This window comes from Brevundimonas sp. CURTG3B2_SDJG (assembly GCF_057364705.1).
Window position 1 is genome coordinate 1 of sequence record NZ_JBNFOJ010000034.1, and the last position, 15,858, is coordinate 15,858.

Sequence of the window (15,858 nt, forward strand, 5' to 3'; positions counted from 1 at the left end):
CCCGCGCCGCGGCCGCCGAGGCCACGGCCAAGTGGACGCCGCTGATGACCCAGGACGAGGCGACGCGCAGCCAGGCCTTCGGCCTGTTCTTCGGCCTGCCGGGGCCGCTGCGAGCATGCCGCACGCCGCATCCGCGAGAACATCACCGCCCCGCCAGCCACGCCGCGCGAGGTCGGGCTGGAGTAGGTTATCTTCCCCTCACAGGGGGGAAGATTACGCCGCCTCCGTCCGTCCTATGCTCGCCGGATCGTAGTTCAGGATCGGCGCCAGCCACCGCTCGGCGGTCTCCACCGGCCAGCCCTTGCGCCGAGCGTAGTCCTCGGCCTGGTCCCGGTCGATCTTGCCGACGCCGAAGTAATGGCTCTGCGGATGGCCGAAGTAGAGACCGGACACCGAGGCCGGCGGCGTCATGGCGAAGCTCTCGGTTAGCGCCATTCCCGCGTTTAGATCAGCCTGCAACAGACGGAAAAGCGTGGCTTTTTCTGTATGGTCGGGCTGGGCCGGATAGCCGGGGGCGGGGCGGATGCCGAGGTATCTCTCCTCGATCAGGTCCTGCACCGAGGTCTGCTCGTCCGGGACATAGCCCCACAGCTGGGTCCGCACCTCCTTGTGCAGCCGCTCGGCGAAAGCCTCGGCCAGCCGGTCGGCCAGGGCGGTGGCCAGGATCGACGAATAGTCGTCTCCCTTGGCCTTGAACTCGGCGGCCTTCTCCAGCTCGCCGTGGCCGGCGGTCACCGCGAAGGCGCCCAGCCAGTCGTCGCCGTCCTCGGCCACGAAGTCCGACAGGCACAGGTTCGGCTTGCCGTTGGTCTTGGCGATCTGCTGGCGAAGACCGTGGAAGCGGGCGAGCTCCCGGGTGCGGGTCTCGTCGTCCCACACCACGATGTCGTCGCCCCGGGCGTTCGCGGGCCAGAAGCCGACGACGCCGCGGGCCGTGAACCATTTCTCGTCGACGATCCGCCTCAGCATCGCCTGGGCGTCCTTGAACAGGTCGCGGGCGGCCTCGCCGACGATCTCGTCCTCCAGGATCAGCGGATAGCGGCCGATCAGCTCCCAGCTGGCGAAGAAGGGCGTCCAGTCGATGTGCGCCGCCAGATCGCCCAGGTCCCAGGCGTCGAAGGCGCGAACGCCCAGGAAGGAGGGGCGGGGAGGCGGGGGCGCTTCCGGATCGGGCCGGAAACGGTTGGCCCGGGCGTCCGGCAGGGCGGCGCGCGCCTTGACCTCCTGGCCGCGAGCGAATTGCTCGCGGATACGGACGTACTCGTCGCGCGTGGCGGCCTCGTTCCGGGCCTTCTCGGTGGGCGACAGCAGGCCCGACACCACGCCCACGGCGCGGCTGGCGTCGATCACATAGGTCGTGGAGCCGCGGCGATAGGCCGGCTCGATCTTGACCGCCGTATGGGTCCGGCTGGTGGTGGCGCCGCCGATCAGCAACGGGATCGACAGGCCCCGCCGCTCCATCTCCGAGGCGACGAAGACCATCTCGTCCAACGACGGGGTGATCAGGCCGGACAGGCCGACGATGTCGCAGTCGTTCGCCACCGCCTCGTCCAGGATGCGGTCGGCCGGAACCATGACGCCCAGGTCCACGACCTCGTAGTTGTTGCACTGAAGGACGACGCCGACGATGTTCTTGCCGATGTCGTGGACGTCGCCCTTGACCGTGGCCATCAGGATCTTGCCGTTGGACGCGCGCGCCTGACCCTCCTTCTCGGCCTCCATGAAGGGTTCCAGCCAGGCCACGGCCTGCTTCATCACCCGAGCGGATTTCACCACCTGCGGCAGGAACATCTTGCCCGAGCCGAACAGGTCGCCGACCACGTTCATCCCGTCCATCAGGGGGCCCTCGATGACGTGCAGGGGCCGCTCGACCGACAGCCGCGCCTCTTCGGTGTCGGCCTCGATGAACTCGGTGATGCCGTGCACCAGGGCGTGCTCGATGCGCTTGGCCACGGGCTGTTCGCGCCAGCTCAGGTCCACGACCCGCGCCTGACCCTTCTCGCCCTTGTAGTCGGGCGCCATGTCCACCAGCCGCTCGGTGTTGGACACGTTCGTTCGCTGGGGCCGGTTCAGGATCACGTCCTCGACCGCCTCGCGTAGTCGGGGGTCGATGTCGTCGTAGACCGGCAGGTCGCCGGCGTTGACGATGCCCATGTCCATCCCCGCCTGGATGGCGTGGTACAGGAACACCGAGTGGATCGCCCGGCGCACCGGCTCGTTGCCGCGGAAGCTGAACGAGACGTTCGACACCCCGCCCGAGACGCGGGCGTAGGGCAGCGTGCGCTTGATCTCGCGCGTCGCCTCGATGAAGTCGACGGCGTAGTTGTCGTGCTCCTCGATCCCCGTCGCCACGGCGAAGATATTAGGGTCGAAGATGATGTCCTCGGGCGGGAAGCCGACCTCGTCCACCAGGATGCGATAGGCGCGGGTGCAGATCTCGATCTTGCGCGCGGCGGTGTCGGCCTGGCCCACCTCGTCGAAGGCCATGACCACCACGGCGGCGCCGTAGCGCAGGCATTTGACCGCCTGTTCGCGGAACTCCGCCTCGCCGGCCTTCATGCTGATCGAATTCACGATCGGCTTGCCTTGGACGCACTTCAGACCCGCCTCGATCACCTCCCATTTGGAGCTGTCGATCATCACCGGCACGCGTGCGATGTCGGGCTCGGCGGCGATGAGGTTCAGGAAGGTTCGCATGGCCACGACGCCGTCCAGCAGGCCCTCGTCCATGTTGATGTCGATGACGGCGGCCCCGGCCTCGACCTGCTGGCGGGCGACGTCCAGCGCGGCCGCATAGTCGCCCTCGACGACCAGCTTGCGGAATTTGGCCGAGCCGGTGACGTTGGTCCGTTCGCCGACGTTGATGAAGGTGGGACGCAACTCAGGCTACCAGTTCAAAGGGTTCCAGCCCCGACAATCGCATCGCTGTCGGTCGCTCCGGAATGGCGCGGGGCGGCAAGCCCGCCACCTCCTCCGCCACGTGTTGGATATGCTCCGGCGTCGTGCCGCAGCAGCCGCCGACGATGTTGACCAGGCCCGAGCGCGCCCATTCCTCGATGAAGTGGGCGGTCTCGTGCGGCTGCTCGTCGTACTGGCCCATGGCGTTGGGCAGGCCGGCGTTCGGATAGGCGGCGACCAGGGTGTCGGCGACCCGCGCCAGCTCGGCGATGAAGGGCCGCATCAGCTCGCCGCCCAGGGCGCAGTTGAAGCCCACCGCGAACGGCTTGGCGTGGCGCACGCTGTGCCAGAAGGCCTCGGCCGTCTGGCCGCTCAGCGTCCGGCCCGAGCGGTCGACGATGGTGCCCGAGATCCAGATCGGCAGGGGCTCCAGGCCCTCGTCCTGAAGGTCCAGGATGGCCTTGATCGCGGCCTTGCAGTTCAGCGTGTCAGTGATGGTCTCGATCAGGTACAGGTCCACCCCGCCCTCGTGCAGCGCCCGCACCTGGTGGCGGTAGGCCTCATAGACCTGGTCGAAGGTGACTGACCGCGCGCCGGGGTCGTTCACGTCCGAGGACATGGACAGCATCTTGTTCAGCGGCCCGATCGAACCGGCGGCGAAGCGCGGCTTCGTCGGCTCCTTCCCGGTCCAGCGGTCCGCGGCGGCGCGGGCCAGCCGGGCGCCTTCCAGATTGATGTCCCAGACCGCCTGGGCGTCCAGGGCGTAGTCTTCCTGGGCGATGACGGTGGCCGAGAAGGTGTTGGTCTCGCTGATGTCGGCGCCGGCGGCGTAGTACTGGTCGTGAAGGTCGGCGATGATGTCGGGACGGGTGATGCAGAGGATGTCGTTGTTCCCCTTCATCTGGTGCTTTTCGTCATAGCCGTTGGCGGCGACGAAGCGGTCGCCGCGGAAATCGGCCTCGTCCAGTTCGCGGCGCTGGATCATCACGCCCCAGCTGCCGTCCAGCACCAGGATGCGTTCCTTGGCGGCGGCGTGCAGGGCGGCGATGCGTTCGGCGCGGGTCATGGGCGGACTCCTGTGCGGGCGCGCGTTCCATACGCCGACAACGGCCGCGAGACGGCCGGCGGCAGGCCGCGCCCCAGCTGTTCGGCGGCCCAGCGGCATCCGGCGCAGGACAGGGAGAACAGGCGGGCGGTCATGCGGGGGTCCTCTGCTCGCGCACGCCCAGCACCCGGCAGATGGCGTAGACTAGGTCGGCGCGGTTCAGCGTGTAGAAGTGGAAATCCGAGAAGCCTTCCTCCTGCAGCCGCGCGCAGGTTTCGGCGGCGACGGAGGCGGCGATCAGCTTGCGGGTCTCGGGATCGTCGTCCAGGCCGTCGAAATGCGCCTTCAGCCACTCCGGAATGTTGGCCCCGCAGGCGCCGCACATCCGTTGCAGCCCGGCGAAGTTCGAGACCGGCATGATCCCGGGGATCAGCGGAAGGGTCACGCCTGCGGCCCTCACGCGGTCGCGGAAACGCAGGAAGGCGTCGATGTCGAAAAAGAACTGGCTGACGGCGCGGGTCGCGCCGGCGTCCACCTTGGCTTTCAGGACCTCGATGTCGTGCTCGATGGACGGGCTTTCCGGATGCCGTTCCGGATAGACGCCCACGGTGACGTCGAACCCGCCGATGCGCGAGATAGCGCGGGTCAGCTCGGTCGCGTTGGCGTAGCCGTCCGCGCGGGGCTGGTAGGCGCCGCCGATGCCTGATCCGCCGGGCGGGTCGCCGCGCAAGGCGACGATATGATCGACGCCGATGGCCTTGTAGCTCTCGACGACCTCGTCGACCTCTTCGCGGCTGGCCTCGACGCAGGTCAGATGGGCGGCCGGGCGAAGCGAGGTCTCGGCCAGGATGCGCTGGACCGTGCGGTGGGTGCGCTCGCGGGTCGATCCGCCCGCGCCGTAGGTCACCGAGACGAAGGCCGGCTCGAGCGGCTCCAGGCGCCGGATGGCCTTCCAGAGATTGGCCTCGGCCTCGTCCGACTTGGGCGGGAAGAACTCGAACGACACCCGCGGGCGCGAGGCGTCCTGCCCCGCGCGGGCGATGGGACCGAGCGGCGACAGCAAGAGCGCGCGCGCTTCGGCCAGGCTGACGGGTCCGCCGGTCATGCCGCGTCGGCCTGGGCTTGGATGGGGCGGGTGGCGGTCCAGATCGACACGGTCAGGCCTTCGGTGTCCGGGGGTAGGGCGGTGGGGGCGGCGGGTTCCAGGCCCGCACCGGTCAGCCATCGGCGCATCTCGTCGTCCGAGAAGCCCAGCCGGCGGTGTTGATGCTCTTCGCGCAGGTGCTCCAGCGCATGGGGCGCGAAATCGACGATCAGCAGCCGCCCGCCCGGGGTGACCAGCCGAGCTGCCTCGGCCACCGCGGCGGCGGGATCGGCCAGATAGTGCAGGACCTGGTGCACCAGCACCAGGTCGGCGCTCTGCTGGGGCAGGCGGGTGGCGAAAATGTCGCCGTGGCGAAGCTCGACCTTCTCCAGACCCGCTCTGGTGACGTTCGTGCGGGCCAGGTTCAGCATGTTCTGGCTGAGATCCAGGCCGACAGACACCCGCGCCCGGTCGCCCAGCAGGGTCAGCATCCGACCGGAGCCCGTGCCCAGGTCGACGACCCGCTCGAACGGGCCGTCCCCCGCCGCCTTAAGGATGGCGTTCTCGACCGCGGTCTCGCTGACGTAGAGCGAACGGATCCGGTCCCATTGAGGGGCGATGCGTTCGAAATAGGCGCTTGCGGCGATCTCGCGCTCGCGGCGGACATCCTCCAGCCGCCGGTCGTCCGCTTCACCCGCGCCGTCGTCCAGCATGTCCAGGACCGTGTCGATCAGCCGTCGCGCCCGGTGATCGGACGACAGCCGGTAGAAGACGCGCGCGCCGTCGGGAAAGCGTTCGATCAGCCCGGAATCGGCCATCAGCTTCAGATGCCGCGACACACGGGGCTGGCTCTGCTCCAGGATGCGCGACAGCTCCATCACCGACAGCTCCTCGCCGGCCAGCAACGACAGGACCCGCAAGCGGGTGGGTTCGCCTGCGGCCCGAAGGACTTCGACGGTCTGGTCGGCGGTCAACGACATCGGCTTATATAAAGATATCCTTATATGATTATGCAAGGAAAAACCGCTGGTCAGGGGGGTGTTTGCGGAACAGTCTGGTCCCCGCAGCCTCCTTGTCGCTGGATGTTCCGATGACCCGATCGACTCTTCTCGCCCCCGCCGTCGCCGCCCTGCTGATGCTGGCCGCGGCCGCCGCCCAGGCCCAGACTCCTCAAGCCGCCCCGACCCCGCCGGGCCCACCCGTCGAAGGCCGCATGGGCGGGGGCATGATGTTGCCGCGCGCGACGGACGAGGTAGCCCCCTGGGCGGACCGGTTGTTCACCCGCCTGGACGCCAACCAGGACGGATCGATCACCGGCGACGAGATGGCGAGCCTCTCCCGGCCCGAGGTCGCGGCGCGGGGCGGCAGCCGGCTGCGCGGCATGATCTCCCAGTCGGACGCCGATCGCGACGCCCGGGTCAGCCGGGAAGAGTTGTCGGCGGGCGCGGGCGCATGTTCGCGCGGATGGACCGCGACGGCGACGGCCGGCTGGCGACGACGAGCTGCCTCAGCCGCCTGCGCCGCCTCGGCCCATGGCCATTCCGATGCCCCAGCCGGCGCCCATGCCCATGCCGATGCCGCCCGAGCCGTCGGGCGGCTGACGAGCCTCAGCCGTCCGCCTTGGGCTTGCCGGCCGCGCCCAGGGCCGACCATCCCTTGAAGTCCACCGTCGCGGCGGTCGGCGCCGGGGCGGCGGGGGCCGCCGTCTGGGGCACGGAGGCCAGGCGGCGCTTGTTGACGTGTCCCTCGGGCCGGGCCGTGCTCTGGTCCGGATATTCGCCCCGGAAATAGTAGCGCTGCCAGGCCTGTTTGACCGCCTCGGGATCGCCGTCGGCCATGCGGTTGTTGAACTCGGTGCGGACTTCCTTCCAAGCCTCGTACTGGCGAGACAGGTCGCTGTCGGCCGCCAGCGGCGCCCCCACCGGCTGGAACGCCTCGATCTTGTGGTGCTCGATCGGCTGGATGAAGCAGAAGGGCTCGTCCTTCTCGAACCGCACCCGGCCCGGCGCGGTGAAGCGCCAGTTCATCGTGAAGGGGTAGGGCAGCCAGTCGGTCTCGACCAGGCCCTCCAGCGGCGCGATCCCGTGCTTGAACCGGTTGGGCGAGCCCGAGGCCCTCAGCGCCCAGCCCGGCGGCGTGCGGAACAGCCACCCGACATGGAAGGTGACCACCCCGTGGGTGAAGTGCGACACGGCGAAATGCTCGAACAGCGTCGCGTCGGCGTCGGGCTTGAACCGGATCGCCTCGGCGCCCAGCCCGCCGTTCCACTCCACCTCGAACCCGAACGGGCACAGGATCTCCCAGCCGGTGGTGTTGGCCATGCTCAGCGGCAGGCAGCGATAGGGATGCCGCGCGGCGAAGGCGTCCATCCAGTCGCGGTCCGGCCGCCCGGGCACGATCTGCGGCGGATTGGGCCGCACCGGGAAACACTCAAGCTGGAGCGGCGACGTTTCGGCGCCGGTTTCGATCAGGGTCTGGCTCAAGCGGGCTCTCGCATCAGGCGGTTCTGGTCGCCGCATCAGACCGCAGAAGCGTCGCGCCCGCCAGCCCGGAAAGGTCTCAGGCTTCCGGAACCGGCGTCTTCAGCGGCTCGTCCGCGAAGGCGGCCGCCAGATTCTGCATCAGCAGCATCAGCATTCCCTGGACGGCCTCGGTCGTGGCGCCGCCCGTATGGGGCGTCAGCACGGTGTTGGGGACGTCGACCCAGCGCGCCGCCACCGTCGGTTCGGTCTCGAAGACGTCCAGCGCCGCCTGACCCAGGCGTCCGTCCTTCAACGCGGCGATCAGGGCCGTCTCGTCGACCAGTTGGCCGCGCGCCACATTGACCAGCAGGCCCTGCGGCCCCAGCGCCTCGACGACCTCGCGCGAGATCAGCCCCCGGTTGCTCTCGTCCGCCTTGCAGGCGACCACCAGGATGTCGCTGTCCCGGGCCAGGTCCATCAGCGTCGCGGCGCGCGGCCAGTCCGCGGCCTTCTCCCGCGGCCCCCACCATCGCACCGTCATGCGCAGCGCCTCGGCCCGGCGCGCCACCGCGTCCCCGATCGCGCCCAGGCCGACGACGCCGAGTCGCTGGTCCTTCAGCGACGGGGTGACGGTCTTGGTCTCCGCCGTCCAGCCGCCGGCCCTCAGGGCTCGGTCGCCGGCCGAGATCTGACGCCGCGCGGCCAGGATCAGGCCGATGGCGTGGTCGGCCACGTCCTCGTGGTTGACGCCTGGCGCGTGGCTGACGGCCAAACCGCGCGCGCGGCACCATTCGACGTCTATGCCGTCGTAACCCGACGTGAAGCAGGCGATCAGCCGCAGGTTCGGCAGACTTTCGATCAGGTGCTTGTCCAGGGCGAACTCGCCGGCCACGACCAGGGCCCCGATGTCGTGCGCCGCCTCCAGCGGCGGCCCTTCCCAGAACCGGTAGACATCGTAGGCGCCCTCCAGGAAGGGGCTGAGCGGCGCGAGGTGCCGCTGCATGATCAGGACGGCGGAGCGTTGGGTCATGACGGGGATTACATCAGGCCGGACGCGCCCCGCCAAGCGCCGCGGCGTCAGGCGGGCGCCGGCGGCCCGAACAGGGGGCGGTCGGCCTTGACCGCCTCGACGATCATCGCCGTCACCGCCCGGATCCGGGCCAGGCTGCGCAGGTCCGCGTGCACCACCAGCCACAGGCTGCGGTCCAGGCGCACGGCGTCGGGCAAGACCCGCCGGAGCATCGGTTCGCGCGCGGCGATGAAGTCGGGCAGCACGCACAGGCCGGCGCGCCAGGCAGGCCTGAAGCTGGGCGATCAGGTTGGAGCTCTGCAGGCCCACATGGATGTCCACGTCGGGCGCCGACATGTAATCCAGTTCCGGGGCGTACAGCAGGTCGCCGATGTAGCCGATGAAGCGATGGCCGGCCATGTCGGCCCGGGTCCGGATCGGCGGGCGGGCGTCCAGGTAGCCGGGCGAGGCGTACAGGCTCAGCGCATAGTCGGTCAGCTTGCGCGCCGCCAGACGGCCTCGCGAGGGGCGCTGAGCGTCACGGCGATGTCCGCCTCGCGCTTGGACAGGCTGAGGACGCCCGAGATGGCCACCAGCTGGATGTCCAGGTTCGGGTGCCGGTCCGCGAGCCGCGCCATCAGCGGAGCCAGCACATAGCTGCCGAAGCCTTCCGGCGCGCCGATGCGCACCGTCCCGCTCAGGGCCTGGTCCGCCTCGCCCAGTTCGTGGGCGGCCAGCAGGGTCAGGCTCTCGATCGTCTCGGCGGTCGGCATCAGGCGTTCGCCGTGCGCGGTCAGGGCGTAGCCCTGAGGGCTGCGGTCGAACAGCCGCGCGCCCAGCCCGGCCTCCAGCGCGGCGATGCGGCGCCCGACCGTGGTGTGATCCATTCCCGCCCGCGCGGCGGCGCCGGTCAGGCGGCCCGTTCGCGCCACGGCCAGGAAGGCGCGGAGGTCGTTCCAGTTGAAGTCCGACATGCGAGGGTCCTGTGCAAAAATGCACATCGATTTCGCGAAACTTGCCATCGCCTTCGCAGAAAAGCCATGACATATCGCCGCTCGTCGAACCCGAGCGCCCCGAAAGACCGTCATGCCCTTCGATTCCGCCGCCTACCCGATGCTTCAGACCGCCGCCGGCGTCGCCGCCCTGATCGACGCCGCCGAAGCGCCTTGCCCGATTTGGACGGCTCAGAACCCGGACCGCGCCCTGGCGTTCCTGTTCGTGGCGCCGAGCGATTGCGCGGCGGTCGACGTTCTTCTCTCGCTCTGAGGCGGCGCTCATGTCCGATGCGCAGACCAACGGCCTTCCCGGCGTCTCGGCGGCCCATCCGGCCAACGCCCTGTTCTCGGCCTTCGCGGCGCGCCCGACCCCCTGGTCGTCGCCGAGACCCTGACCCAGCTGATGCGGAACGCCGGCGCCGCGACGCGCGCGGTCTGGTCCCAAGCCGTGTCGCCGGAACCGCTGCCCTACGACCCGGCGACCCTGACCCAGGCGATCCTGGCCTTCAACGCCAGCGTGATGATGCAGCCGGCGGCCCTGATGGCGGCTCAGGCCAAAGGGTGGAGCGACTGGACCGCCCTGTGGCGCACTATGGGCGAGCGCGCCCTGGGTCAGACGCCCGCGCCGGTGGCCGCGCCGGCCAAGGGCGACCGCCGCTTCGCCGATCCGGCCTGGACCGACGAGCCGGTCTACGACTTCATCAAGCAGTCCTATCTGCTGGCCGCGCGCCAGCTTCAGGACTTCGTCGCCACGGCTCCGGTCACCGACGAGGTCCGCACCCAGGTCGACTTCGTCAGCCGTCAGCTGGTCAACGCCCTAGCCCCGACCAACTTCGCCCAGACCAATCCCCAGGTCGCCCGTCGCACCATCGAGAGCGGCGGCCTGAACCTGATGACCGGCCTGTCCAACCTGCTGGAAGACGTCTCCACCGGCCAGGGCCTGATCCAGCGCCGCGCGCCGAACGATTTCGAGCTGGGCGTCAACATCGCCGCCACGCCCGGCGCGGTGGTGTTCAAGACCGACCTGATGGAGCTGATCCAGTACGCGCCGACGACCGACAAGGTCTATCGCCGGCCGCTGCTGTTCGTGCCGCCGCTGGTCAACAAATACTACCTGTTCGACCTGTCGCCCAAGTCCAGCTACCTGAAATGGTTGGTCGATCAGGGGCATACGGTCTTCGTCATCTCCTGGGCCAATCCGGATGAGAGCCAGGCCGACACCGGCCTGGACCGCTACGTGGCCGACGGCCTGATCGCCGCCATGGACGCCGTCGAGCAGGCGACGGGCGAGGGCGATGTCGACCTGGTCTCCTACTGCCTGGGCGGCACCCTCACGGCGATGGCCCTGGCCTATCTGGCGCAGACCGGTCGCGGGGACCGCGTGGCCAGCGCCACCCTGATCGCGACCCTGGTCGACTTCGGCGACATGGGCGAGTGGTCGGTGTTCACCAGCGAGGCCGATCTGAAGGCCTTCGACCGCTATCTGGATCACAAGGGCTATGTCGAGGCGCACGATCTCGCCAAGCTGTTCTCGACGGTCCGCGCCAACGACCTGATCTGGTCGTCGGTGGTCAACCACTACCTGCTGGGCGACGAGGTCCGCGCCTCGGACCTGCTGTGGTGGTTCGACGACGGCGCCCGCATCCCGGCGCGCCTGCTGAAGGAATACGGCCGACAGGTGCTCCAGCAGAACCGGCTGAAGGACAGGGGCGGCGTCACCGTCGACGGCGTCGCGCTCGACCTGTCGGCGATCAAGACCCCGGTGATGATCGTGGCCCTGAAGGACGACCACGTCGCGGCCTGGAAGACAACCTACGCCGGTCGGTCCTACTTCGGAGGGCCGACGCGCTTCCTGCTGGGCGGCTCGGGTCACAACGCCGGGATGATCAATCCGCCGGCCGCCGGCAAGCACGGCTACTGGGTCAACGACGACGCCCCGGCCGACGCCGACGCCTGGCTGGCGGGCGCGGAACAGAAGCCCGGCTCCTGGTGGCCCGAGTGGCAGGGCTGGCTGGACCAGGCGGCGGGCGACGACAAGGTCAAGGCTCGGAAACCAGGCTCCGGCAAGCTGAAGGCCGGCGAGGCCGCGCCGGGCGCTTACGTCCGGGTGAAGCACTAGGGTCGATGTTCGGAGCGTTTAGCGTTCTGAGATCGTCATTCCGGGGCTGAGCGACGCGAAGAACCCCGAACCCAGGGCTACAGTCAGGCGGCCGACTGTGTTCGACGCAGAGTTCAGACCTCCTGGGTTCCGGGTTCGTCCTGCGGACGCCCCGGAATGACGGCTAGAGGTGAATGTCGATTGACATCAAGGAAAAGGGCGGCGGTTCGAACCGCCGCCCTTCTTGTTCTTACCGCCCGAACTTCTGGAACTTGATCCGATGCGGGATCAGGCTGTCGGCGCCCAGCCGGCGCTTCTTGTCCTCTTCGTAGGCTTCGAAATTGCCCTCGAACCATTCGACGTGGCTGTCGCCCTCGAACGCCAGGATGTGGGTCGCCAGACGGTCCAGGAACCAGCGGTCGTGGCTGATGACCACGGCGCAGCCGGCGAACTCCTCCAGCGCCTCTTCCAGGTTCTGCAGCGTCTCGATGTCCAGGTCGTTCGTCGGTTCGTCGAGCAGGATCAGGTTGCCGCCCGAGGCCAGGGTCTTGGCCAGGTGCACTCGGTTGCGCTCGCCGCCCGACAGCTGGCCGACCTTCTTCTGCTGATCGCCGCCCTTGAAGTTGAAGCTGCCGACGTAGGCTCTGGAGTTAATCTCGCGCTTGCCGACCATCATGATGTCGGTGCCGCCACTGATGGCCTGCCAGATGGTCTCGTCCGGCTTCAGGTCGTCGCGCGACTGGTCGACATAGGCCAGCTTGACGGTCTCGCCGACCTTGATCGTGCCGCCGTCCGGCTGCTCCTGGCCGGTGATCAGCTTGAACATCGTCGACTTACCGGCGCCGTTGGGGCCGATGACGCCGACGATGCCGTTCGGCGGCAGCTTGAAGGTCAGGTTGTCGAACAGGACCTTGTCGCCATACGACTTCTGCAGGCCCTCGACCTCCAGCACGACGTTGCCCAGGCGCGGCCCCGGCGGGATCTGGATGACGGCGAAGGACTGCGCCTTGGTCGCGTTCTCCTGTTCGGCGACCATCTTCTCATAAGCGGCCAGACGCGCCTTCGATTTCGCTTGGCGGGCCTTGGCGCCCGAGCGGACCCATTCCAGCTCGCGGGTGAGGGCGCGCTGGCGGGCTTCGGATTCCGACTGCTCCTGGACCACGCGCTTCTGCTTGGCCTCCAGCCACGAGGAGTAGTTGCCCTCGTGCGGGTGGCCCTTGCCGCGGTCCAGCTCCAGCGTCCACTTGGTGACCTGGTCCAGGAAGTAGCGGTCGTGGGTGACAAGGATCACGCAGCCCGGGAAGCTTTCCAGATGGTGCTGCAGCCAGGCGACCGACTCGGCGTCCAGGTGGTTGGTCGGTTCGTCCATCAGCAGCATGTCGGGCTTGGACAGCAGCAGACGGGCCAGCGCCACGCGACGCTTCTCGCCGCCGGACAGGTTGGTGACCTCCCAGTCGTCCGGCGGGCAGCGCAGGGCGTCCATCGCCATCTCGATGCGGCTGTCGATGTCCCAGACGTCGGCCGCGTCGATCTTCTCCTGGAGGGCGGTCATCTCCTCCATCAACTCGTCGGTGTAGTTCTCGCCCAGCTCGGCGGCCACTTCGTTGAAGCGGTTGACCCACTGCTTCTCCTCGCACCAGGCCTCGACGTTCTGGCGGACGTTCAGTGCGGGATCCAGCTGCGGCTCCTGCTCCAGGTAGCCGCGCTTGATTCCGTCGGCGGCCTTGGCCTCGCCCGAGAATTCCTTGTCCAGCCCGGCCATGATCTTCAGCAGGGTGGACTTGCCCGAGCCGTTGACCCCGACCACGCCGATCTTGGCGTCGGAGTAGAAGCTCAGCCAGATGTTCTCGAAGATCTTCTTGCCGCCGGGAAAGGCCTTGGTCAGGCCCTGCATCTGGAAAATGTATTGCTGCGCCATGAGGTGCGTCGCGCCTTGCTGGGTCGGATTTAGGGGAGGTTGGCGCGGGATGTAGCGAGCGCCGGGCCGAAGGGCAAATGACTAGCGGTCGGGCGAGGCGGTTTCGTGACGTCGCGGTGAAGCCTGCGGCCTGATTTTCATCGGGTCCTGCATCCGCCGGGCCGGGTCGTCGCCTCATGTCGTCGCGCCGCTCATTCTGACGCGGGGGATATCTCGAACCATGCGTCCTGTCCGTCTGGCCTTTGCGGCCGTCCTGTTCGCCTGCCTGCCTGGGGCCGCCTCGGCTCAGGACCGGGACCACTTCCCCGAAGCCCTCGACGCCTTCGCGCGCAAGGCGCTGGAGCGGATCGAGGCGGTTCCTGGAATGGCGGTGGCGGTGGTGGACGGCCAGGGCGCGATCCACACGGCCGGCTTCGGCGTGGCCGACGTCGAAAGCGGGGCGGCGGTGACGGCCGACACCCCGTTCTACATCGCCTCCTCGACCAAGGCGTTCACCGCCCTGGCGATCGCGGCGATGGCTGGGCGGGGGGAGGTCGATCTGGACGCGCCCCTGTCCGCCTGGTCGCCCGACACCCGCATCCCGGCCGACCTCGCCGGCCGCGTCACCCTGACGACCTGCTCAGCCACCGCTCGGGCCTGGACAACGGCGCGATCGGCTATCGCGTCGCCTTCTCCGGCGACTGGACGCCCGCGACCCTGTGGAACCTGACGGCCGAGACCCACGCCGACCCCGAGACGCCTTATGGGACGTTCGAGTACACCAACGTCGGCTACAACCTGGCCACCGTGCTCATCGAGCATCGCTGGGGCCGTGACTGGCGCGACCTGGTGGACGACGAGGTCCTGAAGCCCCTGGGCATGATCCATACGACCGCCCGCATCGACGAGGCCCGGGCCGCCGGCGCGGTCGCGGCCGGCCATTTCGGACGCGTCCCGGGTCGGCCCGAGCGCTCGTATCTGCAGAAGACCGACGCCACCATGCAGTCGGCCGGAGGCTTGGTCTCGACGGCGGACGACATGGCCCTCTGGCTCCAGGCCCAGGTCTCCGACGGCGTGGTCGGCGGTCGCCGCGTCTTCCCCGCCGGTCTCGTCGCCTCCACCCACGCCTCCAGGGTCGCCCAGCAGACCGCCTTCGGCCCCTACGTCCGGACGGGCTACGGGCTGGGCTGGCAGGTCGGTCGTTATGGCGACGACGTCCTGATCCACCATTTCGGCAATTTCTCCGGGTCGCGGGTCCACGTCTCCTTCATGCCCGAACGCCGTCTGGGCGTGGCGGTGATGGTCAACGAGGACGCCTTCGCCGGCGAGCTCGCCGACCTGGTGGCCAACTACGCCTACGACTGGTTCGCCGGCGTTCCGGATCTGGAGGCGGTCTACGACGCCAAGCTGACCGCCCTGGCCGAGCAGCGCGATCGCCGCCGCGCGGGCATGGCGGCGGGGGTCCAGGAGCGCGCCGCCCGCCCCAGGACGCTCAGCCTGTCCGACCAGGCCTATGTCGGAGAGTATGTCAGCCCGGCCTACGGAGTCATGACGGTGCGCCGGGCCGGCGAGCGGCTCGAGGTCGCCATCGGCGTCCAGCATGCCGTCGCCGAATACTTCACCCAGCCCGAGAGCCTGAGGGTCGAGCTGACCCCGTTCCGGGGCGAACCGATCGTCTTCACCCTGGGGGCCGATGGACGGCCCGCGTCGCTCGAATACGCCGGATCGACCTTCGTGCGCCGATAGCCGGGCAGGGCGCGGGCGACGATCGCCCGCGCCCACCGGCCGCGTCAGGCGTTGACGCCGCCGTCGACCAGGATGCCCGTGCCGGTAATGAAGCCGGCGTCGGGGGCCGGCCAGGAAGGCCACCGCCGCGGCGATTTCCTCGGGCCGGCCGTAGCGGCCCAGCGCCGTTCCCGCTCGCTGATCGTCCGCGCCCGGGCCGTCGGCCGGGTTCATGTCCGTATCGGTCGGGCCGGGCTTGACCAGATTCACCGTCACCCCGCGCGGCCCAGTTCGCGGGCCAGGCCCCGGTTGAACGATTCCAGCGCCGACTTGGTGGCCGAGTAGAGGGTGATCCCCGGCGAGGCGACCCGTTCGCCCAGGCAACTGCCGATCGAGACGATGCGGCCGCCGTCGGTGATGTGGGCGAGCGCCGCCTGGGTCGTCAGGACCACCCCCCGCACGTTGACGTCCAGCACGGCGTCGATGTCCTCCAGCGTCATGTCGGCGATCAGGCCGCCGCGGGCGATGCCTGCGTTGTTCACCAGGATGTCGATCCCGCCCAGGTCGGCCACGGCCCCGTCGACCGCCGCCCGCGCGCCGTCCGGCGTTCCCGGCGTCGGCCTGGATGGCGACGGCGTTGCGGCC

12 protein-coding genes and 2 pseudogenes are annotated in these 15,858 nt (G+C 69.2%); 4 read left to right on the forward strand and 10 right to left on the reverse strand.

Going from position 1 to position 15,858, the window contains the following annotated elements; translation table 11 throughout:
* Positions 1-213: 213 nt before the first annotated feature.
* From metH to AC2W7C_RS03760, 4 genes are all read right to left on the reverse strand, one after another.
* Complete coding sequence (gene metH, locus AC2W7C_RS03745) at positions 214-2,880, reverse strand: methionine synthase (protein ID WP_486000238.1); 2,667 nt, start codon at positions 2,878-2,880, stop codon at positions 214-216.
* A 1-nt stretch (position 2,881) separates the two neighbouring features.
* A complete protein-coding gene (locus AC2W7C_RS03750) occupies positions 2,882-3,964 on the reverse strand; it encodes a homocysteine S-methyltransferase family protein (RefSeq protein WP_486000239.1) in 1,083 nt (360 codons plus the stop codon).
* A gap of 130 nt (positions 3,965-4,094) precedes the next feature.
* On the reverse strand, positions 4,095-5,048 hold the full coding sequence (metF, locus tag AC2W7C_RS03755; RefSeq protein WP_486000240.1) for a methylenetetrahydrofolate reductase [NAD(P)H]: 954 nt from the start codon (positions 5,046-5,048) through the stop codon (positions 4,095-4,097).
* Complete coding sequence (locus AC2W7C_RS03760) at positions 5,045-6,007, reverse strand: ArsR/SmtB family transcription factor (RefSeq protein ID WP_486000241.1); 963 nt, start codon at positions 6,005-6,007, stop codon at positions 5,045-5,047. Before AC2W7C_RS03760 ends, metF begins: the two co-directional genes overlap by 4 nt.
* Before the next feature lie 110 nt (positions 6,008-6,117).
* On the opposite strand from AC2W7C_RS03760, the gene AC2W7C_RS03765 reads away from it, so the two are divergent.
* A complete protein-coding gene (locus AC2W7C_RS03765; RefSeq protein ID WP_486000242.1) occupies positions 6,118-6,687 on the forward strand; it encodes an EF-hand domain-containing protein in 570 nt (189 codons plus the stop codon).
* On the opposite strand, the gene AC2W7C_RS03770 is transcribed toward AC2W7C_RS03765, so the two are convergent.
* The 4 genes from AC2W7C_RS03770 to AC2W7C_RS03785 form a co-directional block, all read right to left on the reverse strand.
* Positions 6,635-7,510 carry a DUF6065 family protein gene (locus AC2W7C_RS03770; RefSeq protein WP_486000243.1) on the reverse strand — a complete coding sequence of 292 codons (876 nt, stop codon included), beginning with the start codon at positions 7,508-7,510 and terminating at the stop codon, positions 6,635-6,637. The genes AC2W7C_RS03765 and AC2W7C_RS03770 overlap by 53 nt on opposite strands.
* A gap of 76 nt (positions 7,511-7,586) precedes the next feature.
* Positions 7,587-8,519: a 2-hydroxyacid dehydrogenase gene (locus AC2W7C_RS03775; protein WP_486000244.1), complete on the reverse strand. Its 933-nt coding sequence runs from the start codon at positions 8,517-8,519 to the stop codon at positions 7,587-7,589.
* Between the two features lie 47 nt (positions 8,520-8,566).
* Positions 8,567-8,764 carry a hypothetical protein gene (locus AC2W7C_RS03780; protein ID WP_486000245.1) on the reverse strand — a complete coding sequence of 66 codons (198 nt, stop codon included), beginning with the start codon at positions 8,762-8,764 and terminating at the stop codon, positions 8,567-8,569.
* Between the two features lie 228 nt (positions 8,765-8,992).
* Positions 8,993-9,472 carry a LysR family transcriptional regulator gene (locus tag AC2W7C_RS03785; RefSeq protein ID WP_486000246.1) on the reverse strand — a complete coding sequence of 160 codons (480 nt, stop codon included), beginning with the start codon at positions 9,470-9,472 and terminating at the stop codon, positions 8,993-8,995.
* A 112-nt stretch (positions 9,473-9,584) separates the two neighbouring features.
* On the opposite strand from AC2W7C_RS03785, the gene AC2W7C_RS03790 reads away from it, so the two are divergent.
* On the forward strand, positions 9,585-9,764 hold the full coding sequence (locus tag AC2W7C_RS03790; protein WP_486000247.1) for a hypothetical protein: 180 nt from the start codon (positions 9,585-9,587) through the stop codon (positions 9,762-9,764).
* Between the two features lie 132 nt (positions 9,765-9,896).
* Entirely contained in the window at positions 9,897-11,612 is a 1,716-nt protein-coding gene (locus AC2W7C_RS03795) for a PHA/PHB synthase family protein (RefSeq protein ID WP_486000248.1), read from the forward strand.
* Between the two features lie 229 nt (positions 11,613-11,841).
* Here AC2W7C_RS03795 and ettA read toward each other — a convergent pair whose 3' ends face one another.
* Positions 11,842-13,509: an energy-dependent translational throttle protein EttA gene (gene ettA, locus AC2W7C_RS03800; protein WP_486000249.1), complete on the reverse strand. Its 1,668-nt coding sequence runs from the start codon at positions 13,507-13,509 to the stop codon at positions 11,842-11,844.
* A 364-nt stretch (positions 13,510-13,873) separates the two neighbouring features.
* On the opposite strand from ettA, the pseudogene AC2W7C_RS03805 reads away from it, so the two are divergent.
* Positions 13,874-15,234 (forward strand): annotated as a pseudogene (locus tag AC2W7C_RS03805) (serine hydrolase domain-containing protein).
* A gap of 159 nt (positions 15,235-15,393) precedes the next feature.
* Here the strand turns inward: AC2W7C_RS03805 and AC2W7C_RS03810 are convergent.
* Positions 15,394-15,785, reverse strand: a pseudogene (locus AC2W7C_RS03810) (SDR family NAD(P)-dependent oxidoreductase); the annotation flags it as partial.
* Between the last annotated feature and the right edge of the window lie 73 nt (positions 15,786-15,858).

Excerpts from the sequence above, each read along its gene's own strand:
- AC2W7C_RS03760 (WP_486000241.1), bottom strand. The coding sequence starts at position 6,007 with ATGTCGTTGACCGCCGACCAGACCGTCGAAGTCCTTCGGGCCGCAGGC.
- AC2W7C_RS03765 (WP_486000242.1), top strand. The coding sequence starts at position 6,118 with ATGACCCGATCGACTCTTCTCGCCCCCGCCGTCGCCGCCCTGCTGATG.
- ettA (WP_486000249.1), bottom strand. The coding sequence starts at position 13,509 with ATGGCGCAGCAATACATTTTCCAGATGCAGGGCCTGACCAAGGCCTTT.
- AC2W7C_RS03775 (WP_486000244.1), bottom strand. The coding sequence starts at position 8,519 with ATGACCCAACGCTCCGCCGTCCTGATCATGCAGCGGCACCTCGCGCCG.
- AC2W7C_RS03790 (WP_486000247.1), top strand. The coding sequence starts at position 9,585 with ATGCCCTTCGATTCCGCCGCCTACCCGATGCTTCAGACCGCCGCCGGC.
- metF (WP_486000240.1), bottom strand. The coding sequence starts at position 5,048 with ATGACCGGCGGACCCGTCAGCCTGGCCGAAGCGCGCGCGCTCTTGCTG.
- AC2W7C_RS03785 (WP_486000246.1), bottom strand. The coding sequence starts at position 9,472 with ATGTCGGACTTCAACTGGAACGACCTCCGCGCCTTCCTGGCCGTGGCG.
- AC2W7C_RS03750 (WP_486000239.1), bottom strand. The coding sequence starts at position 3,964 with ATGACCCGCGCCGAACGCATCGCCGCCCTGCACGCCGCCGCCAAGGAA.
- AC2W7C_RS03795 (WP_486000248.1), top strand. The coding sequence starts at position 9,897 with ATGCGGAACGCCGGCGCCGCGACGCGCGCGGTCTGGTCCCAAGCCGTG.